We start from the raw sequence: 25,536 nt of genomic DNA, 5'->3' as shown, positions 1-25,536 counted from the left end.
TCCTATGAACAGAGACGACATTCTGGTTTGCGTGGCGGATGACATTGGCATACGGACCTGGCTGGAGCGAACGCTGGATGGCATGTGGCCGGTGGAGTTCGTTGCATCATCAGACCTTTCCCGCGTCAGCCGGCTGGTTGAGGCCACCGGCAGTCGCTTCGTTATGGTGGCGGCGGATGAAAACGACGCGGAAAAAGCGCTGAGGATCATCAGTGCCCTCACCAAATCCCGCGAGGATCTGGCGGTGGTATCACTGACCCGTCGGGTGAGCCAGGATTTCCTGCTGCGGAGCATGCGTGCCGGCGCCAGGGACTGCTTTATCGCCAGTAGCGATGGCGAGGAAATCCGTACCCGGATCCAGCAGTTTCTGAAGGCCACGCCCGGGCCGGCGACGGCCGGTTCCCGGCCTGCCGCCGGTGGCCGGCACAAGATTACCCTGGTGACCAGTTCCAGTCCGGTGGTGGATACGCGTTTTTTTGCGCAGAACCTGGCCTTCACCACCAATAAGCTGTTTCCGGAGGCGCGTATCCTGGCACTTGATACGTCGGCAACGGATCGGCATGCCTTCTACCTGGACAGCAATAACCGGGTCACCCTGGAAAGCCTGTTACAGAACCCGGAATCGCTCGATCAGGCAATGATCGAAACCGCCCTGGAGGAATACGCTCCGAACCTGCGGTTGCTGGCGGGTAAGCTGTCGCCCGAAGCCCTCAGTGATGATCGCAACGCGGATCTGTTTATCGCAGTCAGCCAGTTGATGAGCATGTTCGACTACATCGTCGTCAATGTGGATCCCGTGGTTGCTGATTTCTGGGTGAGTGCGGTGGGCCTCCATGCCAAGGACCTGGTGATGGTGATTCAGCCGATTGTCGAGCAGGCCCATGAGGCGCGTCGGCAACTGGATAGCTGGCGTGAACATCTGACTCGGGACTGTCGCAAATCCCTGGTGCTGGATTGTTATGAAAAGAAAGGTTCCCCTGCGCTGGGCGAGCTTGAACGGGCGGTTGGCATTGAATACATGGGCAACCTGCCGCTGGACTGGACCAGCAGGTTGATGTCCATCAATGCTGGCCTACCGCTGCATAAACTGCCGCAGAGAAGCTCGTATCAGAAGCAGTTGGAAAGCATCCTGAAGCGATACGCGGCTGGAGAGAACAGGGAAGGCCAGCATGATGTGAGACGCAAGCTGTTACGGGTTGGTTAAGGAGAAAGTCGAGTGGCTACCCGAATTGATCAGGAATACCAGGACCTGAAGAAGCGCGTTCACTATTTTCTCGTGGAGCGACTGGACGAAGAAGGCGTGGAGGTTGGTAAGTCCGGACGTGAAACCCTCTATGCCTTTGTTCAGGACAACGTGCAAAGCTTCGTGTCCCAGCATCGGATGCCATTGTCCGCGCAGGATCTGTCGCTGCTGGCCCGGGAAACTTTCGATGAAGTGGCCGGTTTTGGTCCCCTGGAGCCGTTGCTCGCGGATGAAAGCGTGAACGACATACTGGTGAACGGGCCGGAAGACGTGTTTATTGAAGTGTCAGGTGTACTGCAACGGGCACAGACCCGCTTTATCGATGACGACCATGTAACCCGTGTCATCCGCCGTATCCTGGCTCCCCTGGGGCGTCGCCTGGACGAGTCCAGCCCAATGGTGGATGCCCGCCTGCCGGACGGTTCCCGGGTTAATGCCATCATCCCCCCGATTGCGCTGGACGGTCCGTCCATCAGCATCCGGAAGTTCACCCAGAAGCATCTGACGGCCCAGGACCTGGTAAACAGCGGGTCGATGACTTCCGAGAGCCTGGAAATCCTGATGTCGCTGGTGGAAACCCGACGCAATATCCTGATCAGCGGCGGTACAGGTACCGGCAAAACGACCATTCTCAACCTGCTGAGCCAGTATATCCCCAGGGATGAAAGGGTGGTCACCATTGAGGACTCGGCGGAACTGCAGCTTAATCACCCCCACATAGTTCGTCTGGAAACCCGCCCGGCCAATACCGAGGGGTCAGGCAAGATTACGGCGCGGGACCTGGTCATCAACGCACTACGGATGCGGCCGGACCGGATTATTCTCGGCGAGGTCCGGTCCGGTGAAATCATCGAGTTGTTACAGGCCATGAATACGGGCCATGAAGGCTCCATGAGTACCATTCATTCCAACACTGCCAGGGATGCGCTGGTGCGAATTGAAACCCTGTTGGCGGTGAACGGGTACGACGCCGGTGAGCGGGCCATTGGCCGTTTGATCGGCTCGTCACTGGATGTCATCGTCCAGCTTTCCCGGCTACCCAACGGCCGCCGGTTTGTCAGCGAAGTGGTTGCAATGAAAGCCACGCCGGATGATCCCTACAAAATGGAAACCCTGTACCGCGCAGAGCGGGAGGGCGGTGATCAGATGGCGCCAATGACCGGGGAGGCACCGAGGTGAGTAGCCAGATCTGGTTTGTCGGCGCCCTGCTTGTAGGCTTGCTGGCCACGGTGCTGGTGATAGTGCAGTTGGTCTGGGGATATCTGCGGAACCATCACCAGATCACTCAGGCGATCAGAACCCGGTTGACCGCTGCGAGTGAAAGTTCCGGACTGGGCGGCGCCAGGGTAGATCTCGGACCGCTGGAAAAATTGCTGGTGCAGGCGGATATCGGCTGGAGTATGCGGCGTCTGGTGACGATAACGGCAGTGTTGCTGCTTGCGCTGGCTTTTATTGCCGTGTCCCGGGGTGTGGTGGTTCTACTGGTTGTGCTGTTCTTTGTTGTTACCGCGCTTGGTGTCTGGTGGCGAATGCGTTTCCAGAAACAGCGCCAGATCATTCATGAACAGCTTCCGGGCGTTGTGGAAGCCGTATTGAGAAACATTGACGCCGGCCGTTCCCTTGAGCACTCCCTGATTTCGGCGTTTGACGAGTCGTCACCCGTCTTTACCCCCCTGGTTTTCCGGCTACGTAACGCTGTGGAGGCGGGCCGCGAATATACCCGCCTGTTTGAAGATTTCGCGGAGCTCTACAAGGTGCCCTCCATGGTTCTGGTGGCGATTGCCCTGCGTACGACATCACGCTTCGGCTCGTCGATTAGGCCTGTGCTGGAGCAAGTATCCGCGTCGTTAAGGTCACAACAGGCGTTGCGGCAGGAGTTCATGGCAGCTACAGCGGAAACACGCTTTACCGCGATTTCATTTGCCATCATCCCCCCGGCGCTTGCGGTCTTCATGGTGTTGATTAACCAGGAATACTCGGACGCGTTGCTGCATACCTCGACCGGTCATTCGTTGCTGTTAACAGCCGGGATTCTCCAGGTGATCGGCATGCTGGTCATGTGGCGAATGATTCAGGGGGTTGGTCGTGGTTGATACCTGGTTTCTCCTGGCAGCTGCTGCAGCACTTTTTGCACTGTGGATGGCTGGCTATATGGCTCCGCGCTGGGCCGTCAGGTCTAGAATTCATGAGCGTCTCAGAAACAGAGGTGTCGGCGTTAACGCTGATGACGATATCTCCGGCTTTCTCGCGGAGTTCGGTGAAAGCTTCACCAGTCTGTCGGCAATACAGGGCGATTACGAGGATATGGAAGCTGCTCTTGAGACTACAGGGCGCAGCCGTCAGCAGAGCCAGGCCACTTACCTGACATTATGCTGGCTTTTCCCTCTGGTAGTCATCGTGCTCGGCATTATTGTCGCGGGACCTATTGCCGGTGTGGTCGTCGCCGCTGTGGGGTTTCTCCTGCCCCGCCGCATTATTCGGACGATGGGGGCCAACGCAGAGAAAAAACAGAACCTTGAGGCCATCGAGCTGTGTCATATGACGCGAATGCTGATGGAAGCCGGGCTTTCCATTGAGCGTGCACTGAGGCTCATTGCGGTTCAGGCAAGGCCGATTATGCCTCATCTGGCGAGTCGCCTTGATCGGTTCAACAGGGTGATGGAAAGCGGCGCTGACAGAACTGCCGCGCTGGATGAATTGGGTAGAAACCGTCGAATACTGGTGCTTCGGAGTTACGTAAACCTGATGAAGCAGAGTGGTACATTGGGAGCGGGTGTCACGTCGAGCCTTGAACGTATCATTAAAGAGGCCCAGCAAACGGAACGTAACCGCATAAGCGAGGAAACCAATAAGGTTGGTGCAAAGATGACCATAGTGATGATGGCATTCATGTTGCCCGGCTTATTCCTTTTGATTGGCGGCCCGGCTGTGATGTCGATAGTCGATACGTTAAGCCGTTGAAAGCTTTCCGGATCGACAAACGAATAAAAAACCCTGTCAGGAGACATTATGGGAACACTTAAAAACACCAGCAGTCGGGGAGCGATGCTGCTGGCTATGACACTGGGCGTCACCGGTTGCGCAACGATGGGAACCGGCAGCAGTCAGGGTGTGGACTCACTACCTCAGGTGAGCTGCACCACCACGTTGCAGCCTGAGCATCAGTTGCAGTTGGACGCGGTGGATTCCCTGATGTCCCGGTCACAGCCCTATGCGGCCCTGGCCAAGCTGGAAAGTGAGGGGCTTGAAACTGAACAGCACTGGGTAAGGCGGGGACAGCTGCTGGCTTCAACCGAACAGGTTGCCCAGGCAGAGGACATTTTTCAGGCGCTGGCGACCGACTGCGATTCCGCCATGGGGCATCACGGATTGGGGTTGGTGTACCTGAAACAGGGAAAACTGAGCCAGGGCGTCGGTGAACTCAGAAAGGCCAGGGAGTTGGCGCCGTCATCATCCGATGTGCGCAATGATTATGGTTACGGCCTGCTACTGACAGGTGGCTACCAGGAAGCTGTGTTCGAATTGCGGACGGCCTTTGAGCTTGCCGATGGCGAGGGTGCTGTGCGCCAGAATCTCGCGGCGAGTTACGTTATTACCGATGACAGTTCCGGCCTCGCCATGCTGCGGAATCAGTACGATTTGTCCATGGATGAAATCGCCCATGCCGAAAAACTGGCTGCCAGGTTACAGAGGTTAAGATGAGTAGAGTCCTGTTGATGTGTCTCATGTTGTTGTCCGTATCCGCGATTGCTCAGGAACGACCGGAGTATGGGCTGTCCAATTCCGTGATTGTGGCGGAGAAAACACCGGAAGTGCGCGAGAAACTGGACCGGCAGGCAAAATCGGGCGCACCGGAAGAAAGTGAACTTTCCGTCCAGGCTTATGTGGACAGTCAGGAGAGGATCGCAGAGACTTTCCGGCGAGCTATTCCCGACAAAATGGCGGAGGCATCCCGTGGGGAGGAATAAAAACCTCCGTAGCCAGCGCGGAGCGTTGATTTTTCTCGCGCCGTTGGCTGTTTCCGCCATCGTTCTGATTATGGTGCTGGCGGTTGATAGTGCCCGCCTTCTGGCCCTGAACTCGGAAATGCAGAATCAGGTAAACGCCGCCGCCAGCGCCGCTGCCGACGGCGCCCAGGCTTGTGGCGGTGCGGATATAGCGATGTCTACTATGACGGCCAGGGCTCTGGCCGCGGCCCAGGCTGCCGGTTACGACGGGGATGGCGGGGCCCTGGAGGTATTGCCCGGTCTGTTGGAATCCTCGGAAGAAAATACCGATTTGGTGTTTCGCAGTGTTCCGGAGTCCGCCCTTAATCGCAGTAACGGTGTTCGGGTATCGATGACCCGTGAAGAGCCTATTTCAAGGCTTATTCCTGTAGGCTCCATTACCCTTGAGACCTCCGCCGCCGTGCGCAAGGAAGTGAACGCCACAATCAGCGCGGCCGGCTCCGCTGCTGATGTCGAGGGTGGTCTGTTAGGCGATCTGGTGGGTGCTGTTCTGGGCGATCCTTCCTTCAGCCTCAGTCCTACCCAGCTGGACAGTCTTGAGAATACCCTGGTTAATGTTGGCGACCTGCTGGAGCGGATGGGGGTTGCCAGTGTGGCGGATCTGGTCGACGAACCTCTCGTTGATCTGCTGACGGAAGTGACGGGGCTTGTGGGTGGGTCTGCGCAACCCATTGGCGGCCTGGTGGATGATCTGACCGGTGCGACCGGTATCAGCGGCCTCTATGTGAGTGATGTGCTTGAGGTGGTCGAGGGTGCGAATGTACCGGCGAATGCCAGTTTTCCGGTGTACGACCTGGTGATCAGTACGGTCATGAACAGCGCCCGGGTTTTGAGTGATTCCGGGTCGCTTCTGACTCTGAATCTGCAGACGTCGGAGTCCACACTTTTGCAGAGTCTGACCAGCTCTATCGGTGAACTGGCTGACCTGGATGTCGCGCTGGGGTTGCACGTAGCGGAACCACCGAAGATCGTGTATGGCCCGGCGCGGCAGGATTCCGATGGAGAATGGGTAACTCAGTTCCAATCCGCGGATATAAGGCTTGAAGCCGTTATCTCGGCCGGGCTGAGCGACAGCACCATTAACAGCCTGATATCAACCCTGTCTCTTGGTTTGATAGATCTCAATCTCCTTGAGGATATCGACATCCCACTGGCTGTTCAGGCTGGCGGCGGTCGTGGCAGCTTTGTGTCCGGCGATTGCGCCCGTGGCGGCAATGATAATGACGTTTCCCTGGGCTTTGATCTGGTGGATACCGCTGTTGAAATAGAGACAGGCCGGATTGATCCCGGCACTGGCACGGTGATTCCGGGGGATGTTCACGCTGAGATCCTGGAGCTCACGATAAATACCATTCTATTGGGAACCTATACCGAGCAACTGTGTGTAGATGCCGGTCTGGCCGTTGACCTGTACGGTGAGACGACCCTGCCATCGGTCATTCACAACTACCCACTTGAGTGCGCGGATGGTGATTGCGCCAGAAAGAGCCTGGCTTCGGGAAATTCGGCAGATGATTTTGATGCGAATGTGGATATTACGTCGCTGGATCTTACGTGCGGGACAAGCGGCTTGGGTGCGGGTATTTTGAGTGTGGCCAACGCGTTGGTAACACCGATTACTATCCTGCTGGAAGACGTTGCCAGTGACGTGGTTCAAGGCGTGGTGGCTCCCCTGCTGGCAGCACTCGGCGTGAATCCGGGCAATATGTCGGTCACTGTCGTGAATGCTAACCAAAACACAACACAACTCATTGAAAATGTGTCTATAGTGAATTAGTGAATCCAGTTTCAGGCATGGACGGCGACTACGTGGACTCAGCAGTATCGGATTACTGGGCATTATTTTCAGAGAACGCTCTGGCCGTTGCTCTTCCATTTTTGACGGCCGTATTGGCGGCGTTGTTGGTGCTCTCTATTTTGAGATATCAACGCCTGAATCGCCGGGTGCAGGGACTCAGTCTTGAAATGGGCTCTGCCAGCCGGTCCCTGCGCAATGCAGACCGGGATCTCCGCACGCTGTTCGACCAGTCCGCCATCGCGGTGATGCTGCTGGACCGTTCGAACAAGTCGGTACTGTACGCCAATGAAACCGCCATGACGGCCTTTGGCGCGAGGACCGAAGAACAGCTAACCGCCAGCGTGATGCAAAAGCCGGACGCATGGTCAGCCGCTCCGTTCAGTTTGCTGGACTTTGAAGAAATCATCTACAAGACCGGGCGCTCCGGTTTACAGAAATTCGAGTGGTATTTTGAGCCCGTCGGCCGCCGTCCGGTCTGGCTCGATAGCTCACTTTCCATCATTTCCTACAAGGGCGGGCAGGCGCTGATGTTTACTGGCGTGAACATTACCGACCGCAAACACGCCGAAAAAGCCGATCGCTATCGCCACAAGGCCATGACATCCATGGCTAACGATAATGGCTTGCACGCGACACTCGATCACCTTGCTGCAATGGCGGAATCCCGGATGGCCGGCGCGCGCTGTGGCGTCATGGTGCACAATGTAGAAGGCGCCCGCCTGCGATGGGTCGGCGGGCGGTCTATTCCGGAAGCGTTTCGTGAAACACTGGATGGCGTGCCCGTGGCCTTTGGCGCGGCCAGCTGCGGGACAGCCGTGTTTATCCGCGGGCGGGTGGTAACGCGGGATGTGCGCTCCGATGACCGCTGGGATCGTTATCGTGACGATGCCGAGCTGGCAGGGTTGCGGGCTTGCTGGTCCGAACCGGTCCTCGGTAGCAGCGGGGAGTTACTGGGCACCTTTGATGTGTATCACGATGAGCCCTGGACGCCAGGAGATGATGACATTGATGCCCTGACCGACCCCATCGCCATTGCCAGTCTGGCCATCGAGCGCCATCAGGCGAAGGGTCAGCTGGAACAAATGGTGCTTTCAGAGCAGATGGTCCGTCGTATCAGCACGGATTTGTTAACTCTCGATCCCGAGGAGACCGACGAGGGACTCACCAGCACCTGCCGGGCCCTGGGTGGTTTCTACCGCGCGGATCGGGTGTTCCTGTGTCAGCTGGAGGAAGCCAGTCAGCAGGTGTGGATCAGTCATGAGTGGGCTGGTGAGGGTTTTGATGCACTGTGCCAGCACACTGCCAGAAAATATCCGGTTATCACCGCGGCCCTGGCCAAGGTTTTTGCGGGTAAGGCGAGCGTGATTTTCTCGACGGAACGTGACATTCCCCCGCAACTGGAGTTCCTGCAGGACTTGCTGGCGTTGAGAAGCAACCAATCGGTTCTGCTGGCCATGGTGCATCGGGGTGACAGGATGTCGGGTATCCTGGGCATTCAGATGACCGCCCCGGTTAACCCGTGGACGCCCCAGAGGTCGCAAACCGCAGAGCTGATGGCCAACCTGTTTGGCAGTGCGCTGAACCGTAATCAGCTGCTGCATTCACTGACTTACCAGGCCGTGCATGACCAGTTGACCGGTCTCTACAACCGCCACAAGATTGAAAGTTTCATGGATCAGGAAGTGGCGCGTTGCACCCGGTACGGCAGCACCTTTTCGCTCATCATTTTTGATCTGGACCATTTCAAGTCGATTAACGATCGCTTCGGCCATAATGAGGGGGACGCGGTGTTGTCCAGCGTATCTTCCCTGGTCAGCAACGGCATTCGTGAGTCGGAAATTGCCGGTCGCTGGGGTGGCGAGGAATTCCTGATCATCCTGCCGGAGACTTCCCTGGACAGCGCCGTTCCGGTCGCTGATCGCTTGAGGAGCAGCATTGAAAGCCACCGTTTTTCGATTCCGGAACCCGTCACTATCAGTGTGGGCGTTGCCGCGTTTCGCCCTGGCGATACGCCCCATGAACTCATTCAGCGTGCAGACGCGGCGTTGTACAGCGCGAAGGAATCCGGACGGAATTGCGTGAAACAGTCCTTTTAGTGGATACGGTCATCTACAATGAGGTAACAGCGTAAAACGCTGAACCTGCCAACGTATCCGAAAGGAGCCTGAAAGTGATTAAATCCCGTGCTGCGGTGGCGTTTGCCCCCAACAAACCGCTGGAAATTGTGGAAGTGGACGTTGCACCGCCCAAGAAAGGGGAGGTGCTGGTACGCATTGTCGCCACCGGCGTGTGCCATACCGATGCCTACACGCTGTCCGGCGCCGACTCCGAAGGCAACTTTCCGGCCATCCTTGGGCATGAAGGCGGCGGCATCGTTGAGGCCGTCGGCGAAGGCGTTACCTCCGTGGAAGTGGGGGACCATGTGATTCCCCTTTACACTGCCGAATGCGGCAAGTGTAAATTTTGCACTTCCGGCAAGACCAACCTGTGTGGTTCCGTGCGTGAAACCCAGGGCAAGGGCGTGATGCCGGACGGCACCTCCCGTTTCTCCTACAAGGGCGAGCCGATCTACCACTATATGGGCTGCTCCACCTTCTCTGAATACACCGTGTTGCCGGAAGTCTCCCTGGCAAAGATCCCGAAAGACGCACCTCTGGATAAGGTCTGCCTGCTGGGCTGTGGCGTCACTACCGGTATTGGTGCGGTGCTGAACACGGCGAAGGTGGAAGAGGGCGCGACGGTGGCCATCTTCGGCCTCGGCGGGATCGGCCTGGCCGCCATTATCGGCGCGACCATGGCCAAGGCAAGCCGTATCATCGCCATCGACATCAACCCGGGCAAGTTCGATATTGCCAGGCAACTGGGCGCCACCGATGTGGTGAACCCCAATGACTACGACAAGCCAATCCAGGAAGTCATCGTTGAAATGACGGACGGCGGTGTGGATTACTCCTTCGAGTGCATCGGCAACGTAAACGTGATGCGCTCAGCCCTGGAGTGTTGCCACAAAGGCTGGGGCGAATCCATCATCATCGGCGTAGCCGGCGCCGGCGAGGAAATCAGTACACGTCCGTTCCAACTAGTGACCGGTCGGGTCTGGAAGGGTTCTGCGTTTGGTGGTGTGAAAGGCCGGACGGAATTGCCGGGTTATGTGGAAAAGGCCGAGAAAGGGGAAATTCCGCTGGATGTGTTTATTACCCACAATATGCCGCTTGAGGATATCAACGAGGCGTTTGAGCTGATGCATGAGGGTAAGAGTATTCGGTCGGTGATTCACTTTTGAGTCGGTAAGCCTGCATCACCTTTAGTTCAGCCATCAAAAAACCCGCCAGTTGGCGGGTTTTTTGTAGGTCAGCTGCCTGGAATTAAAGCCCAAGCAGTCCCAGGAGATCATCCAGTAGCGACGTATCGCTCAGTTGATCCGGATTGAGCAGATCGGTCAGTGGGCCAAGTGGGCTATCGCCGCCCAGATCGCCGCCGTCCAGAAGCGTGGTCAGCTCACCAACCAGCGGCAGTGAATCCACCTCGCCGCCATCGCTCAACTCCAGCAGTTGCCCAGCAAGATCCCCCAACACCGGAATGGATGTCAGTTGGTCGCCGTCGAGCTCTTCAAGGCTGGATGGATCCAGCAACTGGACGAGGTCGCCCAGCACGGGCAGATCATCCAGCCCTGGCGTTTCACCGCCTTCGCCCGGGAAGTCACTGGGCAGCGCGGAGAGGATATCGCCGATCAGTGGCAGGGTCTCTGGATCAAACTCGAAGCCCTCAGGCAGCTCCAGCATTTCAGCCAGCTCCCCCAGACGGGCGGGATCCAGCGGGCTGTCTTCCATGTTCAGCAGATCGCCGATCAGAGGCAGATCCTCGGGGTCGATCGGCATATCGCCTGGCGTACCGCCCGGCTCGGGAACCATTTCCAGCAGCATATCGAACAGGGAGCCGCCGAGGTTGAGAACACCTTTCTCTCCGATGAATGTCTCAGTACCACTCAGGACATCCAGTGAAGCCAGTCCACCCAAATCCACACCCAGCAGGGAGCCCTCAAACAGACCCAGATCGACCAATGCCTTGTCATCATTCAAGTTGAACAGCTCACCGAGCACCGGAATCGCGTTGAATGCTTTCAGCACTTCCAGCAGGGCGTCTTCGCCTTGGGCCGGCAGGGGAAGGCTGCTGTCGTCCACCAGTCGGAACTCGACACCGAACCCATCGTTAGCCGGGAAAAGCTGACCTCCAAGAGCCTCCGACAGTTCCGGCGGAAGGTTGTTGAAGTCGCCAGAAGCAAAGGTCTCTGCCATGGCCTGAATCAGAGCTGGAATCTGCTCAGGGTTCCCGCCCGTGAAGGCATCGGCCAGGCTCTGGAGCTGGGTTGCATCCAGACCGAGGTCCAGGCCAAGGGCGCAATCTGCTTTTGGATCCGTGGTGCTGATTGATTTCGGATCACAAACAGCGACAAGCGCGGATGAGTAGTCGGTGGGATCGGTGCCTTCCAGGGAAGGAGTTTCACCAGCACGCAAACCCGTCAGGGCAGTGAGCAGGTCTTCCACCAGCGGAATCTGCAGGATCAGCGCATTATCAACGCTGTTCAGGCCGTCTTCGGATTCACCGAATTCCAGGGCGGACAACAGGGTTCCACCAAGAGTATGCAGGCCATCGACCAGTATCCCGCTGTTAAAACCCTCTCCGGATTGGGCTGTCTGAGGCTCTGCCAGCAAGGTGTTATCGAGCATGACAACCAGGCCGCCCGTGCGGAAGGTATAGGTCGCTTCCGATTCAAGGGTGTTGCCCGCAAGATCCGTGATCGTGGTATCGACGGCAATCTCGTAGAACGTCTGGAAGTCCAGGTTGGCGTCGGGGTCAAACTCGATGGAGTTCCCAACCGGGTTAATCACACCCTCGACGTTAGCAACCGGGTTGCCGTTCTCGTCGATCTCCGTGACAGTGAAGTTGTTTGCGTTGACGGACTGGGGGTCGATCTCTTCATCGAATTCGACAAAGATGTTGGTGTCCGTCGGAGCCAGCGTTTCGCCTTCCTCAGGCGAGGAAGCCACGGCTGACGGCCCCTGACCATCCACTTCGCTACCTGTCTTGAATGCGGCAGAGGCGTTTTCGGTCAGGTTCTTGGTCCGATCACCTTCCTGATCACAAAGGGCGCGCAGGTCAGACGTTGCGCTCACCATGTAGTCGGTGTTGGGCTGAAGATTCTGGTTGGGGTTAATCACAACCGCTTTGCCCATCACGCTGTAGGTAGCGGACACCACAGTCGCGTTGCCATTAATTGTCAGCGGCAGTGAGTTCTGGCTGACAGTGGCCGCATCGACATCGGCGTTGAAGGTCACTCGAAGGCTGCGGTTCAGTTCTACGCCCTGCTCGCCATTTTCGGGCACGAACTCGGCGACTTCGAAAGTCGTGCTCTCGGAAGTACAAAAGGTTTCTGAATCGCCGCCGACATTTGAGTCGTTGTTACCGGAAGGCGTGTTTTCCGCGGGAATGCGTGGATCGCTGGGGCCGCCGCTACCGCCACAGCCTGCGATCATCAGGGAAAGGGCCGTGACACCCACCCCCAGTTGATATCGGATATTAGCCATGTTGAGCCTCTTTATTTTTTCATTATTTCAGTGTGTTTGCCGGTGAGGATGGCCTCTACCCGGCGGTTCTGCGCGCGGCCCTCATCAGTCGCGTTGTCCGCGATGGGCTGGGACTCCCCCATGCCCGTAGTTGAGATGCGTTCAGAGCTGATATCGAATTCCTTGACCAATACCTTCATCACCGAGTCGGCACGGCTCTGGGAGAGGTTCTGGTTGTAACGTGCGCTGCCTGTGCTGTCGGTGTGGCCTTCGAGAAGCATCCGGCTGGTGGGATACTGGGTCATCAGATCCGCCAGGCGCCCGATCTCATCGAAATACTCGGGTTTCACGTCAGTGCCATCGAGGTCGAATTCGACGTACAGGGTTTCCTTGATTTCCTTGGTGAGCTCTTTGGCGCAACCGTCGGCATCCACCAGCGCACCTCTAGGGGTGCCCGGGCACAGGTCGCGGGGATCCACAACGCCATCGCCGTCAGAATCTGCTGGTGGCGCCACGGGCTCCGGACGTTTGCTTAATGTGTCTTTGGGACGCTCGGGGTAGGAGCGATTGAAGAGGAACTGGACGCCGGCAAAAGCCTGGCCATCCACGTAGCCGTCTTCGACTTCGGTGCGGGCTCGTACGCCGGCTTCGAAAACGAAACGCTTCGTCATCATGCGCTGGAAGCCGCCCTCAAGGTAGATGGCGTCCTCGGTCTTGGAGCTGGGCGCGCCGTCCACGTCAATGTCGGTATAGCTGTATCCCAGACCGGCAAACGGCCGCCAGCCGGCGAGCCGGAACTTGCCTGGATGAATCCGGCCCGCGAGTGAGCCTCTCAGAATATCGGTATCGATGTTGGTCGAGCGGGTTTCGGCGTCGCCGTAGGTGAACGCTCCCATCAGGGTGAAGTTGGGCGTGAATTGGTGGCCCAGTGTCAGGCCGTATTCCGGATAGTTGGAGAGGTTGTCGATGTTGGAAGACTTGTCTTTGGAGTTACCGGAATCGACGTAGCCCACTTCGGCGCCGATGAAACTGTAGGAAAGCGGAAAATGTTCAGAGTCGGCGTGTGCCCAACTGGCGGGCAATGCGATGCACCCGGCCAGCAGTAATTTATGGAGTTGAGTCATGTGTGTGATCCTTTTCACGTTTTAGATTCTTTGTTGTCGCCCGGTGATCCGTCGGCGCGTAAGATAGGTATACATTCGGCGAAATGTTTCAGAATGTTTCTTATTGTTAATGGTTCGGAACATACGGCATTGGTTTGTGCGCGGGCATTGGCCGAAAAGTCGGGTAGGGGCGGCAAATTGACCAGTTTTTGCGCCGTAATTGCCGGATTTTACAGTGATTTACAATTGGGTGGATTGAATCCGTCCAACGTTCAGAAGGCCGCAGTGGCAGACAGGTAGATATAACCTTTTGAGATATCAGGGAAGTGGGTAAGATTGAGGTTAGCGGTCGGTCAACTTGAGCTCAATTCGCCGGTTCTGCTGAAGTGCTTCCGGTGAGGTGCCTTCGGTAACAGGAAAAAATTCGCCGAAGCCGGCTGCGACCATGCGCCGCTCGGGAATGCCCTGTTCGGCCAGGTAGCGAACAACCGCCACCGCCCGGGCAGTGGACAGTTCCCAGTTGGACGGAAACTGCGGCGTGTTGATGGGGATCACGTCGGTGTGGCCGTCGATCCGCAGAATCCAGTCGATGTCTTCCGGTATCCGCTCGACCACATCCAGTAACACCTCCGCCAGTTTATCCAGCTCGCCCTGACCATCCTCGCCCAGTTGCGCCGAGCCGGAGGCAAACAGCAGCTCCGATGGCAGCAGGAAGCGGTCGCCGACCACACGAATATTTTCGTTTTCCTCCAGAATTCTCCGTAACCGGGCAAAAAACTCCGACTGGAATTGCTCCAGTTCATTCACCCGCTCCGCCAGCAGGGTGTTGAGTCGCCGGCTTACATCCTCAAGTTCGGCTTCTTTTTCCGCCGTTTGCTGTTCCTGCAGTTTCAGGGCGGAAGCAATCTGCCTGAGTTGATACTCGAGGGCTGCAATCTGGTTGGACAAACGCAGGATCATGTCCTGCTGGCTGGCGGAGAGTTCGTCTTTCTCGTCCAACGCCTGTTCACGCTCTTCTATCGCCTGGCTCAGGGCGTTCAGCTGTTCTTCCCGGGCCTGTGCCTCGGCTGACTGTTGCATGAGCTGGTTTCGCACGCTTTCAAAACGCATCTGGAGTTCTTCGTTGCGGGTCACGCTCGCCTCCAGCTGGCTCTGGAGCACGGTATTCTTGTCTTTCTCCAGGCCCAGCAGGCGGGAAATATCATTCAGGCGATCGTTCAGCCGCGCCAGTTCCATGTTGCGGTCGGACAGGGTCTGAGACAGGTACAGCTGGCTGACGACGTAAATCAGCAGCATGAAAATGATGAGCATCAGCAGTGCTGACAGGGCATCCACATAACCCGGCCAGACATTGATGGTGCTGCGGGCGCGGCGCTTGGAACCGATCACGAGGCATTACCCGATCTGTTGGCCATGATCTTCCACGGTATCCACGAGGTTGGTGACGCTGGTCAGCCATTCTTCCAGTCCGTCATAGAAACGGTTCTGGGCGTGGCCCGCCTGGATGTCCATAAACCCCAGGATCAGTGATCCACCCAGCCCCAGCAGGGAAGAACTGAACGCAGTGCCCATGCCCTGCAGCGGTGTTTGCAGGCCCGCCTGCAGATCGGCGAACACGACCCCGAAATCGTCCTGGTCCATGTTGAGGTTGGTAATGACATCACCTACCGCGTTGATCGTGCCCAATAGCCCCCAGAATGTGCCCAGCAGCCCGAGAAAAATCAGCAGGCTGATAAAGTAGCGGGTGATCTCCCGCTGCTCGTCCATGCGCGAGTGGATGCCATCAAGCACCGTGCGCAGGGAAAGCGTGGAAAGGGTGAAACGATCACGCTTGTATTCGTCTCCCAGTTGTTTCGCCAGCGGCTTGAGCAGGCGCGGCTCCTGCAGCACCGAAAGCCCGGCGTTGCCGGTACGGAACTGGGCAATCCAGCGCAGCTCGGGGAACAGTATGAAAACCTGCCGATAGGTCAGCGCGATGCCGATGATCAGCACGCAGACGATCAGCAGGTTGAAGACCCAGTTGGCCATAAACGCTGTGGTCAGGGGCGCGTGGATGAGCGCGCACACAGCCACCACAACGGCAAGGAATAGTGTCATCCAGAACAACGTGTGTTTGGGGTTGCTCATGTGCACCGCCTGCCTGTTTGGGAGGGTACCAATGAACATAGCACAGGTTGGTGGTTGTTGATGGGTGAGGTGCAACGGGCGGACAAATTGTTGTATGTAGAAGTTGCTTCCAGACGAGTGAGTTGATCGCTACGGGGTGCGGTACTCGCCAGAAGGCTGCAGCATCCGGGAGGTTCGTAGGCCAAACCAGGCATTGACGAAGAGCGTCAACAGGATCAAAGAACCGCCGAGCAGGGTCGCCTGTGGTGGTTGCTCATCCAGCCACCACCAAACCCACAGGGTGCCAAGCACGGCTTCAATCAAATAGAACAGGGCAACTTCCGCTGACGGCAGATGACGGGTCGCACTATTGATCAGTGCGGTGGCCAGTGGCATCTGCAATAGCCCCATCAGGGCCAATACGCAGTAGCTTTGTGTCGTGAGGGCCAGTGGCGTTGCCATCGGCCAGGCAACCAGCGCTGATAAGCCGCCCCCTATGGCGATGAGGGGAACCCTGTCCAGGTTGGGGTGCCGGCGCAGGAGGGTGAGGTTACCCCCGACGGCGGCCGCTGCGAGCACCGCATAGACATCGCCGACCAGGCCATCTCCGGACAGCGAACCCGAGAAGACGATCAGCATGCCGGCCATGGCTGAGATGATTGCCAGCCAGGTTCGTATAGCGACTTTCTCATGCAGAAAGCAATGGGTGAAGATGGCAGCAAACAGGGGGGCGGCACTCAGGATGACCACCACATTCGCTACCTTGGTGTTCATGACAGCCAGGACAAACAGGCTGGAGGTGATGCCCAGCAGTATCGCGGAGAACAGTGAGGCGCCAAGATTCCCGCGCAGCGTCGCCAACCGGCGCCCGTCAAGGCACAGCAAGCCGAGCGATAGTCCCATCAGGGCACTTCGCCAGAAAATGATGTTCCACCCATCCGTCGCCGCCAGCCGGACCAGCAAGCTGTCAAAGCTCAGGATCGTGACACCGACGGCCGCCATCGCGAGGCCCCGTTCGTGGCCGTGTAAAGAGAAAGAGAAGGACATTAGAGCCACCATTAACCATTAAATCCGGATACCCGTCATTTGATAATGCGAGCGAATTACCCGAGGTAACGACCATGGAACCGGAGATGTTCCTCGATAAAGCTGGCTATGAAGTAATAGCTGTGGTCATAGCCTTCGCGCCGGTTCAGCTCCAGCGGATAACCGCTATTGGCCGCGGCTGACTCGAGGGTTTCCGGGTGTAGCTGTTCCGCCAGGAAGTTATCCGCGTCCCCCTGGTCGACAAGAGCTGGTAGAAACTGCCGCGCCTCCCGCATTAGCAGACTGGCGTCGTAATCCACCCAGCGAGCGGTGTCCCTGCCCAGGTAAGCGGTAAAGGCTTTCTTGCCCCAGGGGCAGTTGACCGGATTGCAGATCGGGCTGAACGCCGAGACAGACTGGTATCGTTCGGGGTTGCGCAGTGCCAGCACCAGAGCTCCGTGACCGCCCATGGAATGGCCGGCGATTGAGCGTTGGTCAGTGACCGGGAAAACGGACTCAATCAATGCCGGCAATTCATTCAGCACGTAATCGTACATCTGGTAATGCCGGTTCCAGGGGCTTTCGGTGGCGTTGACATAGAAACCCGCGCCCTGGCCCAGATCGTAACTCTCATCGTCGGCAACACCTTCGCCTCTCGGGCTGGTGTCCGGCGCCACGATGGCCATGCCCAACTCCGCTGCCACGCGCTGGGCACCGGCCTTCTGCATGAAGTTCTCATCGGTACAGGTCAGGCCGGACAGCCAGTAAAGCACCGGTACCTTTTGCCCGTTGGCGACCTGGGGTGGCAGGTAAATCGCGAAGCGCATGGCGCAGCCAAGGCTGTCGGACGGGTGACTGTACTGCTTGTGCCAGCCACCAAAACTTTTGTTGCTGCTCAGGTTTTCAAGGGTCATTGGACACTCCGTCGACGGGCCGCCTGCCGGGCAGGGCAGGCGGCCATCACAATCACTGGTCGAAATGGATAACGCTGCGAATGCTCTTGCCTTCGTGCATCAGCTCGAAGGCCTCATTGATGTCTTCCAGCCCCATGGTGTGGGTGATGAAATCATTGAGCTTGAACTCACCCTGCAGGTAGCGTTCGACAATTCCCGGCAGCTCGGACCGGCCCTTGACGCCGCCGAAGGCGGAGCCTTTCCAGACCCGGCCGGTCACAAGTTGGAACGGACGGGTGGAGATTTCCTGGCCGGCGCCGGCGACACCGATGATGACAGACTCGCCCCAGCCCTTGTGGCAACACTCCAGGGCAGAGCGCATCACATCGACGTTACCGATGCATTCGAAGGAATAGTCCACGCCGCCCTCGGTCAGCTCGACGATCACTTCCTGAATCGGCTTGTCGTAGTCTTTCGGGTTGATGCAATCGGTTGCGCCCAGCTGGCGGGCCAGGTCGAACTTGCTCTCATTGATATCGATACCGATGATGCGGCTGGCCTTCGCCATGGTGGCGCCGATAATGGCGGACAGGCCAATGCCGCCGAGCCCGAAGATCGCCACGGTTGCGCCTTCTTCCACCTTGGCGGTGTTCATCACCGCGCCCATACCGGTGGTCACGCCACAGCCCAGCAGGCAGACTTCTTCCAATGGTGCTTCCTTGTTGACCCTGGCCAGGGAGATCTCTGGCAGCACGGTGTATTCGGAGAAGGTGGAGCAGCCCATGTAGTGATGGATGGGGTGGCCGTCCTTATAGAAACGGCTGGTGCCATCGGGCATCAGCCCCTTACCCTGGGTTTCACGGATCTTACCGCACAGGTTGGTCTTGCCAGACAGGCAGAACTTGCACTCGCCACACTCCGGCGTATACAGGGGGATGACGTGGTCCCCGATCTCGACACTGGTAACGCCTTCACCGACCGCTTCCACGATGCCGCCACCTTCGTGGCCAAGAATCGCCGGGAAGTTGCCTTCCGGATCCTCACCGGAGAGGGTGAACGCATCGGTGTGGCACACGCCAGTGGCGATGACTTTTACCAGCACCTCTCCCGCTTGCGGGGGCATGACATCCACTTCTTCAATGGACAGTGGCTGGCCCGGTCCCCAGGCAATCGCCGCTTTCGATTTGATCATCTCAGTCATAACGCTCTCCGTTGGTCATACGTGGAAGGCGGGAAGCCGCCCGACTCATCCGCCCATTGTATTTACCTCGACTTGATTGATAATGGAGCATTCCGTTAAATCACTTTTACCTGTGTGCAATAATTAAGGCCGAAAGAAACGGCATAGGGCAGGACATGTATCATTGGGAAGGCGTGAACGAGTTCGTCGCGGTGGCAGAAACAGAAAGTTTCACCCGCGCCGCGAAACGACTGGGTGTCTCGACCGCCCAGGTCAGCCGGCAGGTCGCTGCCCTTGAAGCGCGTCTATCCACCCGCCTCTTTTATAGAACGACCCGAAGAGTCTCCGCGACCGAAGCCGGTCAGATCTACTACCAGCATTGTCGGCAGGTGCTCGACGCCCTCGAGCAGGCGGAACGTTCTATCACCAACATGCAGCTGGTACCCCGGGGCAGACTGAGGCTGACGGCACCGGTGACCTACGGAGAGAAGTCGATAGCGCCCCTGGTCAACGACTTTGTATTGCGTTACCCGGAACTCGACGTTGAAATGAACCTCACCAACCAGACACTGGACCTGGTGGCCGAAGGATACGATCTTGCGGTGCGGCTCGGTAAGCTCGAGGACTCCAGCCTGATGGCCCGACGCCTGGCCTCCCGCACCCTGTATGTGTGTGCCTCACCTGCCTATCTCTCGGTCCATGGTACCCCCCATTCCTTGTCTGAACTGGAGCACCATAACTGCCTTCAGGGCAATCTCGATTACTGGCGTTTTCAGGAAGCTGGCAAGCCCCGCAATATCCGGGTAAGCGGCAACGTCCGCTGCGACAGCGGGCGGGCCCTGCTGGATGCCGCGCTCAAGGGCATTGGCATCGTCCAGCTGCCGGATTACTACGTTCAGCCGGCACTGGATTCCGGTGCACTGATACCGCTGCTGACCCATTATCGGGAGGATGATGACGGTATCTGGGCCGTGTATCCCCACAACCGTCACCTGTCGCCAAAGGTGCGAATGTTGCTGGATTATTTCGCAGAGTCGCTCGGCATGGCGGGCAGAAAATGATCGGTTGATGGGGTAGGCTGTGGGTCCACCCATATTTCAGATTGAGTAACGATGACTGAACAGACTGACCAGCCATTCCGCTTCCGTTTCCGCGTCCGCTACGGTGAATGCGATGCTCAGAGTGTCGTCTTCAACGCCCGTTACGCGGACTTTGTGGATATTTCCGTGAACGAATACATCCGTACCCTGTTCGGGGATTACCAGAACCTGCTGGACCAGGATCTCGACATTCAGGTGGTGAGCCTGACGATGAATTACCGGGCTCCGGCGCGGTTTGATGATGTGCTGGAGGCCAGGATCAGGATCGGTCGTCTTGGTAACACCTCGTTTACCCTACACCTGGAGTTTGTCCGCTATGGCGATGAGCAACTGGTTGCCGAGGCCGACATTACCTACGTGTTGATTCAGCCCTCGGAGATGGCAAAGACACCAATACCGGCGCACATCCGGGAAAAGCTGGAGGTGGGAGCCCCCGGCGTATTGATCAGTCACGCCGGGGAATAGAAGACTTCGGGAGGCGGGTCAGCCTTCCTGAAGCGCCTGAACCACGGCTTTGGCCGCGCCTTCGGATGAGGCCGGGTTCTGGCCGGTGATCAGTTTTCCGTCCACCACAATGTGTGGCGCCCAGTCATCGCCTTTGGAATAGGTGGCGGTATTTTCCCTGAGCATGTCTTCCAGCAGGAACGGCACGACGCTGGTCAGGCCAACCGCTTCCTCCTCACTGTTGCTGAAGCCGGTGACTTCGCGACCGCCGACGATGTTCTGCCCGGGCTTCACTTCCACGTTTTTAAAGACCGCCGGTGCGTGGCACACGGCGCCAATGACCTTGTCCTGCTCGTAGGCGGATTTGATCAGGGCGACGCTTTTCTCATCGTTCACCAGATCCCAGAGCGGGCCATGGCCACCGGGATAGAAAATCGCGTCGAATTCATTCATGTCCACATCCGCCAGTTTTTTGGTGCTGGCGAGGGACTCTTTGGCGTGGGCGTCTGCCTGGAATCGGCGTGTGGTCTCGGTCAGCGCCTCTTCCGCTTCGCTGTTGGGGTCGACGGGGGGCTGGCCACCTTTGGGTGTGGCTATGGTAATCTGCGCGCCAGCGTCCTTGAAGACGTAGTACGGAGCGGTGAACTCTTCCAGCCAGAAACCGGTTTTGTGACCGGTATCGCCCATCTGGTCGTGGGAAGTCAGAACCATCAGAACGTTCATGGAATGTATCCTTGTAATTGATGGATGAATGGGGCTTCGTGGATCAGTTGACTGCTCTGGGTTAAAACCTTGTGGCCAGCGCCATCAATTTCAACCATCGAGTGCGGATCATGAAGGGGAATACGTGACGCCTGACCACAACGATCTCTGGTTTTTACCGCTCGGCGGTACTGGCGAGATTGGCATGAACCTCAATCTCTATGGTCACGATGGACAGTGGCTGATGGTGGACTGCGGGGTGACCTTTCCCAGGCCCGGGCGAATCGCGGCGGACGGCACCGTTCACCATCGCGGCGAGCCGCCGGTGCAAATGGCGGATCCCGGGTTTATTGCCGATCGCCGCGATCAGCTCGCCGGGCTGATCATCACCCACGCCCATGAAGACCACGTAGGGGCGGTTCCCTACCTGTGGCCGCTGCTGCAGTGCCCCATCTACACCAGCCGTTTCACCGCCGAAATACTGCGTCGCAAACTGGCGGAGTTCGATCTGCTGCACCGGGTACCGATCATTGTGGTGGACACCGGAGAGCATAAACAGATCGGCCCGTTCAACGTTCAGTGGCTGGCCCTGACCCACTCCATTCCCGATCCCAACGCCCTGATGATTCGCACCCCGCTGGGTAATATTTTCCACAGCGGGGACTGGAAGCTGGACGACCAGCCGCTGGTGGGTCACGGCTATTCCCGCAAGACTTTTACCGATCTGGCGGATGAGGGGGTGGCCGCCATGGTGTGTGATTCCACCAATGCCACGGTTGCCGGTCACTCGGTTTCGGAGAGTGCGTTGCACAATGGTTTGCTGCAGGCCGTCGGAAGTGCGGAAGGCCGTGTGGTGGTGACCTGTTTTGGCAGCAACATTGCCCGCCTGCACACACTGGCGATGATTGCCCGGGAAACCGGTCGCTATATGGGCTTGCTGGGACGTTCGCTGATCAATATGAGTGGTGCCGCCAAAGCCGCAGGTGTGTGGGACACCGCGGATCAGTTAATTAACGCTTCCCACCTGGGGTATCTGCCCCGCCACGAAGTACTGGCGGTGGCCACGGGCAGTCAGGGCGAACCCCGCACGGCCCTGCGACGACTTGCCAATGGTAACCATCCGGACTTCGAGCTGGAAAGCGGCGATACGGTGATCTTCAGCGCCCGGGCCATTCCCGGCAACGAAGAGGCGATTGCCGCCCTGATCGATCGGCTTAAAGTCATGGGCGTGACCGTCATCACGGCGGAAGACGCAGCACTCCCCATCCACGCTTCCGGGCACCCCGCCCGGGAAGAGCTCGAAGCCATGTACCAGTGGGTCCGACCCGATGTGGCCATACCGGTCCACGGTGAGGCCGAACACATGGAGGCTCACGCCGGTATCGCCAAAGCCTGTGGCGTACCCAGATCCCTGGTCGGCCGCAATGGCGATCTGTTCATGATTCGTCCGGTACCCGGCATTCGGCGTCAGGTGGTTGAAACCGGTCGGCTGGGCTGGGAGAAGCATGAGTTGGTGCGGGTTTTCTGAGAACCGCTATAGCAACCAGGCCGCAGGCAACAATTGAAACCACGATGGTCGGCCCGGCGGGCAAGTCGCCACCCGCGGACAGCAGCAGGCTGATGGTGTATCCGGCAAAGCAGGCAGCGACCGCAGTTGCAGTGGAGCGGGCGCGCATGCAGCCAACCAGCAGCGGTGTGGCAATCAAAGAGGCGAAGACCACGTAGATCCCGGCCTGATCGACACATACGGTGACTGCCAGAGCGAACAGGGGAAGAAACAGCTTTTCCTGGACCTGCCTCCGGAGCATCACACACCAGACAAGCACAAGACCGGCGATGACAGCCAGGGGGATCACGCTTGTGCCTGTTACCCACAACAGGTCACCATTAAAAGCCTCGCTCAGACGCTGGGCGCCGTGAGGATCATCACTGACCATCAGCGTTGCGGCGCAGGCGCCCAGTACGTAGAGCAGGCCGATCATGGCTTCCCGGTGATCCGGTGCGAAGCGGATTACGCCATGTACCAGAAGGACGGCAACCAGTGCAAACGTCAGGGCGGAAGCCGGCGCGAAATGTGACCAGTCGCCGGGCAATAACTGCCCGCCGCTGATCGCCCCCAGTGCAGCCCACTGAGCGATGGCCAGATCCGCAAATACCACGTTTCTTTCCAGCACCCGTTGGCCCAGAGGCACCAGGGCTATTGCCATCAGCAGGCCTGCGGTCATCGGCCACAGCAACCAAAGCCAGTCAGCCATCTCTCTCCACCGTTTTGCCAGCAGCAAGTTGATGAAGTTCGTTCACCAGGTGAGACAACAGCCTTTCCAGGCTGGTGGCCGGATCTTTCCCGGTTACTGTTCCGGGTAGAACCAGGACAGGCAGGTTGGTTTGTGCGGCAAGCCAGTTCGCCGGACGCTCATCCTGATAAAGGGCAACCACGATTGCGGAGGCGCCAGGTAAGTCCGGGTCCTGTAGCACGGCGTTAAGATGAGACGCACTGGGCGGCAGGCCCGGTTTGGGCTCCAGATCCAAGGCAACCTCAACGCCAAGCCAGCGCAGCAAATAGTCGAACCCGGAGTGCTGGACACCGACTGATATGCCCTCCAGGTCCCTGGCCTTGGCGCGCCATTCGGCCTTGCTCAGGTTCCAGCGCACCTTCCATTGCAGAAGCCGTCTTTGAATATCCACCGCCTGATCCGGAGCAATCGCCGTCAGCCGTTCCGCCAGTGCTTCCGCTATCCGTGGCAGCGCGTCCGGATCAAGGTGGATATGGGGATTCCCCTCCGGATGCACGTCACCCATGCTGCGATCCACGTGCTCGTGTGGCTGATGCAGGGGGACCTGGTCAGCGGCAAAGAAGAGCCCGGAACGCCCCGGCTGTATGTCGCGGTTGGCCGCTTTGCGCAGCAGCGATGGCAGCCAACCGGCTTCCAGCGATGCCCCGGTACAGACCGCGATATCAGCGTTGCGCATGGCGGCAATCAGGCTTGGGCGCGCTTCAATGTAATGCGGGTCCTGATACGCCGAGGTCGCCACGGTGATCCGGGCTTCCGGCACCAGTATGCCGGCGAGATCGGCCCATTCCGGTTCGCAGGCGAAGATGGTCAGCGACGCCTGGGCAGGCAATGACGCCAGCCCAAGCAGAAGTGTCAGAAGTAAGCGCTTAGAAACCATGGGAACCGTGCGCTCCGAAACTCATCACGTATTGCAGCATCACGGCATTGTCGGCTTCCTCGAATCCGTACGCTTCCTGGTGGGTATATTGCAGCCGTACCGTTGAAAAGTGTGAGTGGGACCAGGCCAGCATCACGTCCGTCTCTTCCAGTTCCTGGTCGTGGAAGTGATCGCCGTGGGCTTCTTTCAGTTCCACCTCGCCGTAACGAACGCCGGCGGACCACTGGGGCGCAAACTGGTAAACGGCTGACGCGTACCAGCCTTTGTGAACATCATCCGATGTGGCATGTTCGTTCAGGTCGTCGGCGTAAAGGTACTCGCCACTGATTGTCAGCTGCTGCTGGCGGTTGTTGCCGTCTGGCGCCCATTTCCAGACCAGGTCGGCGATGTAGAGGTTCTCGCCGGTGTAGCCGGCGCCGTGGCTGTGGCCGCCGTGGTCATGGTCATCGTGGCCTTCGTCATGATCATCGCCATGATCTCCATGGATCTGACGATTGTTCAGGTAGGACAGGCCCGCCTGCCAGCTCTGCGAACGGGAAATGTCCCCGCCGAAGCGGGTGTTGACGGTATACACACCGATATCCTCGTCCCCTTCGGACAGCTTGCCGCCGTCAAAGGCTTCGGCGCCGATCTGCCAGTAAAACGGTGTCGGCAGTAACAGATTCAGGCGCAGACCATTGTCGAAGTAGTGACTGCCGAGCAGCGCCCGATAGGCCGCCGGGCGTTCCACAAAATCGTCTTCGTGCAGGTGGCGGCTGTTCAGGTAACCCACCTGGGAGAGGAACCGGCCTCCGCGGACGCTCAGGTTGTAAGGCATACCGGTGGTCTGGAGGAAGGCTTCCTCCAGTTCCAGCTCGGTTTCACCCTCGTGGTCTTCCAGCGCTGCGGTCAGCCGGCCTTCAAACAGGTCGTCGATGGGAGCGGACAGTGACAACTCGGTGTGGCCGAGCCCGAAGCCCTCATCACGATGGGACAGAGCGGTGTGGTTCTGCTTGTAATAGCCGTCCAGGATGACGCTGACATCCGGGTTGAGTTCGTTGGCCTGAATCGCGGTGAACGGCAGGATGGCCAGCGCAACGGCACTGGCATGGTTCTTCAACAGCTTCATAGTATTCCTCTGATTTCTGGAAGGGTTGGTGAATTTGCACCTGAGGATGGTCAGGAACAGGGTTGTTTTCTGATCGTTATTCTTCAAAAAC

23 protein-coding genes are annotated in these 25,536 nt (G+C 58.1%); 12 read left to right on the top strand and 11 right to left on the bottom strand.

Annotation, left to right across the window (positions count from 1 at the left end; translation table 11 throughout):
* Positions 1 to 4: 4 nt before the first annotated feature.
* The 9 genes from ACJO3M_RS11615 (at position 5) to ACJO3M_RS11575 (ending at position 10,331) form a co-directional block, all read left to right on the top strand.
* Positions 5 to 1,204 (top strand): CpaE/TadZ family protein, encoded by a 1,200-nt coding sequence (locus ACJO3M_RS11615; protein WP_407001531.1) that lies wholly within the window; start codon positions 5 to 7, stop codon positions 1,202 to 1,204.
* A gap of 12 nt (positions 1,205 to 1,216) precedes the next feature.
* Positions 1,217 to 2,422 (top strand): TadA family conjugal transfer-associated ATPase, encoded by a 1,206-nt coding sequence (locus ACJO3M_RS11610; RefSeq protein ID WP_407001530.1) that lies wholly within the window; start codon positions 1,217 to 1,219, stop codon positions 2,420 to 2,422.
* Positions 2,419 to 3,336 carry a type II secretion system F family protein gene (locus ACJO3M_RS11605; protein ID WP_407001529.1) on the top strand — a complete coding sequence of 306 codons (918 nt, stop codon included), beginning with the start codon at positions 2,419 to 2,421 and terminating at the stop codon, positions 3,334 to 3,336. Before ACJO3M_RS11610 ends, ACJO3M_RS11605 begins: the two co-directional genes overlap by 4 nt.
* On the top strand, positions 3,329 to 4,204 hold the full coding sequence (locus ACJO3M_RS11600; RefSeq protein ID WP_407001528.1) for a type II secretion system F family protein: 876 nt from the start codon (positions 3,329 to 3,331) through the stop codon (positions 4,202 to 4,204). The genes ACJO3M_RS11605 and ACJO3M_RS11600 overlap by 8 nt, the downstream gene beginning before the upstream one ends.
* Before the next feature lie 48 nt (positions 4,205 to 4,252).
* Positions 4,253 to 4,945 (top strand): tetratricopeptide repeat protein, encoded by a 693-nt coding sequence (locus ACJO3M_RS11595; protein ID WP_407001527.1) that lies wholly within the window; start codon positions 4,253 to 4,255, stop codon positions 4,943 to 4,945.
* Positions 4,942 to 5,211: a hypothetical protein gene (locus ACJO3M_RS11590; protein ID WP_407001526.1), complete on the top strand. Its 270-nt coding sequence runs from the start codon at positions 4,942 to 4,944 to the stop codon at positions 5,209 to 5,211. Before ACJO3M_RS11595 ends, ACJO3M_RS11590 begins: the two co-directional genes overlap by 4 nt.
* Entirely contained in the window at positions 5,198 to 7,027 is a 1,830-nt protein-coding gene (locus tag ACJO3M_RS11585) for a Tad domain-containing protein (RefSeq protein WP_407001525.1), read from the top strand. The genes ACJO3M_RS11590 and ACJO3M_RS11585 overlap by 14 nt, the downstream gene beginning before the upstream one ends.
* Positions 7,027 to 9,144: a sensor domain-containing diguanylate cyclase gene (locus ACJO3M_RS11580; protein WP_407001524.1), complete on the top strand. Its 2,118-nt coding sequence runs from the start codon at positions 7,027 to 7,029 to the stop codon at positions 9,142 to 9,144. Before ACJO3M_RS11585 ends, ACJO3M_RS11580 begins: the two co-directional genes overlap by 1 nt.
* 74 nt (positions 9,145 to 9,218) lie before the next feature.
* The gene (locus ACJO3M_RS11575; RefSeq protein WP_407001523.1) at positions 9,219 to 10,331 is read left to right on the top strand and encodes an S-(hydroxymethyl)glutathione dehydrogenase/class III alcohol dehydrogenase; all 1,113 of its coding nucleotides are present in this window, start codon (positions 9,219 to 9,221) and stop codon (positions 10,329 to 10,331) included.
* Between the two features lie 82 nt (positions 10,332 to 10,413).
* Here the strand turns inward: ACJO3M_RS11575 and ACJO3M_RS11570 are convergent, their stop codons facing one another.
* From ACJO3M_RS11570 to ACJO3M_RS11540, 7 genes are all read right to left on the bottom strand, one after another.
* Positions 10,414 to 12,633 (bottom strand): Ig-like domain-containing domain, encoded by a 2,220-nt coding sequence (locus tag ACJO3M_RS11570; RefSeq protein WP_407001522.1) that lies wholly within the window; start codon positions 12,631 to 12,633, stop codon positions 10,414 to 10,416.
* Positions 12,634 to 12,644: 11 nt separating this feature from the next.
* On the bottom strand, positions 12,645 to 13,736 hold the full coding sequence (locus tag ACJO3M_RS11565) for an OmpA family protein (protein WP_407001521.1): 1,092 nt from the start codon (positions 13,734 to 13,736) through the stop codon (positions 12,645 to 12,647).
* A 321-nt stretch (positions 13,737 to 14,057) separates the two neighbouring features.
* Positions 14,058 to 15,104, bottom strand: coding sequence for a peptidoglycan -binding protein (locus tag ACJO3M_RS11560; protein WP_407001520.1), 1,047 nt, complete (start codon positions 15,102 to 15,104; stop codon positions 14,058 to 14,060).
* A 6-nt stretch (positions 15,105 to 15,110) separates the two neighbouring features.
* A complete protein-coding gene (locus ACJO3M_RS11555) occupies positions 15,111 to 15,842 on the bottom strand; it encodes a flagellar motor protein MotA (RefSeq protein WP_407001519.1) in 732 nt (243 codons plus the stop codon).
* 129 nt (positions 15,843 to 15,971) lie between these two features.
* Positions 15,972 to 16,868: a DMT family transporter gene (locus tag ACJO3M_RS11550; RefSeq protein WP_407001518.1), complete on the bottom strand. Its 897-nt coding sequence runs from the start codon at positions 16,866 to 16,868 to the stop codon at positions 15,972 to 15,974.
* A 56-nt stretch (positions 16,869 to 16,924) separates the two neighbouring features.
* Positions 16,925 to 17,761, bottom strand: a complete 837-nt coding sequence (gene fghA / locus ACJO3M_RS11545) for an S-formylglutathione hydrolase (RefSeq protein WP_407001517.1) — start codon at positions 17,759 to 17,761, stop codon at positions 16,925 to 16,927.
* Between the two features lie 52 nt (positions 17,762 to 17,813).
* Positions 17,814 to 18,932 (bottom strand): S-(hydroxymethyl)glutathione dehydrogenase/class III alcohol dehydrogenase, encoded by a 1,119-nt coding sequence (locus ACJO3M_RS11540; protein WP_407001578.1) that lies wholly within the window; start codon positions 18,930 to 18,932, stop codon positions 17,814 to 17,816.
* Between the two features lie 164 nt (positions 18,933 to 19,096).
* Between ACJO3M_RS11540 and ACJO3M_RS11535 the strand changes: the two genes are divergently transcribed.
* Complete coding sequence (locus ACJO3M_RS11535) at positions 19,097 to 19,981, top strand: LysR family transcriptional regulator (protein ID WP_407001516.1); 885 nt, start codon at positions 19,097 to 19,099, stop codon at positions 19,979 to 19,981.
* 51 nt (positions 19,982 to 20,032) lie between these two features.
* Complete coding sequence (locus tag ACJO3M_RS11530) at positions 20,033 to 20,485, top strand: acyl-CoA thioesterase (protein ID WP_407001515.1); 453 nt, start codon at positions 20,033 to 20,035, stop codon at positions 20,483 to 20,485.
* Between the two features lie 18 nt (positions 20,486 to 20,503).
* On the opposite strand, the gene ACJO3M_RS11525 is transcribed toward ACJO3M_RS11530, so the two are convergent.
* Positions 20,504 to 21,187 (bottom strand): type 1 glutamine amidotransferase domain-containing protein, encoded by a 684-nt coding sequence (locus ACJO3M_RS11525; protein ID WP_407001514.1) that lies wholly within the window; start codon positions 21,185 to 21,187, stop codon positions 20,504 to 20,506.
* A gap of 124 nt (positions 21,188 to 21,311) precedes the next feature.
* On the opposite strand from ACJO3M_RS11525, the gene ACJO3M_RS11520 reads away from it, so the two are divergent.
* Entirely contained in the window at positions 21,312 to 22,694 is a 1,383-nt protein-coding gene (locus ACJO3M_RS11520; protein ID WP_407001513.1) for a ribonuclease J, read from the top strand.
* Here the strand turns inward: ACJO3M_RS11520 and ACJO3M_RS11515 are convergent.
* Genes ACJO3M_RS11515 through ACJO3M_RS11505 form a run of 3 tightly spaced genes read right to left on the bottom strand, consistent with a single transcriptional unit; the run spans position 22,603 to position 25,445 of the window.
* Positions 22,603 to 23,421 (bottom strand): metal ABC transporter permease, encoded by an 819-nt coding sequence (locus ACJO3M_RS11515; protein WP_407001512.1) that lies wholly within the window; start codon positions 23,419 to 23,421, stop codon positions 22,603 to 22,605. The two genes, ACJO3M_RS11520 and ACJO3M_RS11515, sit on opposite strands and share 92 nt — an antisense overlap.
* Positions 23,414 to 24,337, bottom strand: coding sequence for a metal ABC transporter solute-binding protein, Zn/Mn family (locus tag ACJO3M_RS11510; protein WP_407001511.1), 924 nt, complete (start codon positions 24,335 to 24,337; stop codon positions 23,414 to 23,416). Before ACJO3M_RS11510 ends, ACJO3M_RS11515 begins: the two co-directional genes overlap by 8 nt.
* Entirely contained in the window at positions 24,327 to 25,445 is a 1,119-nt protein-coding gene (locus ACJO3M_RS11505; RefSeq protein ID WP_407001510.1) for a hypothetical protein, read from the bottom strand. Before ACJO3M_RS11505 ends, ACJO3M_RS11510 begins: the two co-directional genes overlap by 11 nt.
* Between the last annotated feature and the right edge of the window lie 91 nt (positions 25,446 to 25,536).

Origin of the sequence: Marinobacter alkalisoli (assembly GCF_045449795.1) — a bacterium.
Lineage (GTDB): Bacteria > Pseudomonadota > Gammaproteobacteria > Pseudomonadales > Oleiphilaceae > Marinobacter.
The sequence above is the reverse complement of the archived record's forward strand: the minus strand, read 5'-3'. Positions and strand labels throughout refer to the sequence as shown.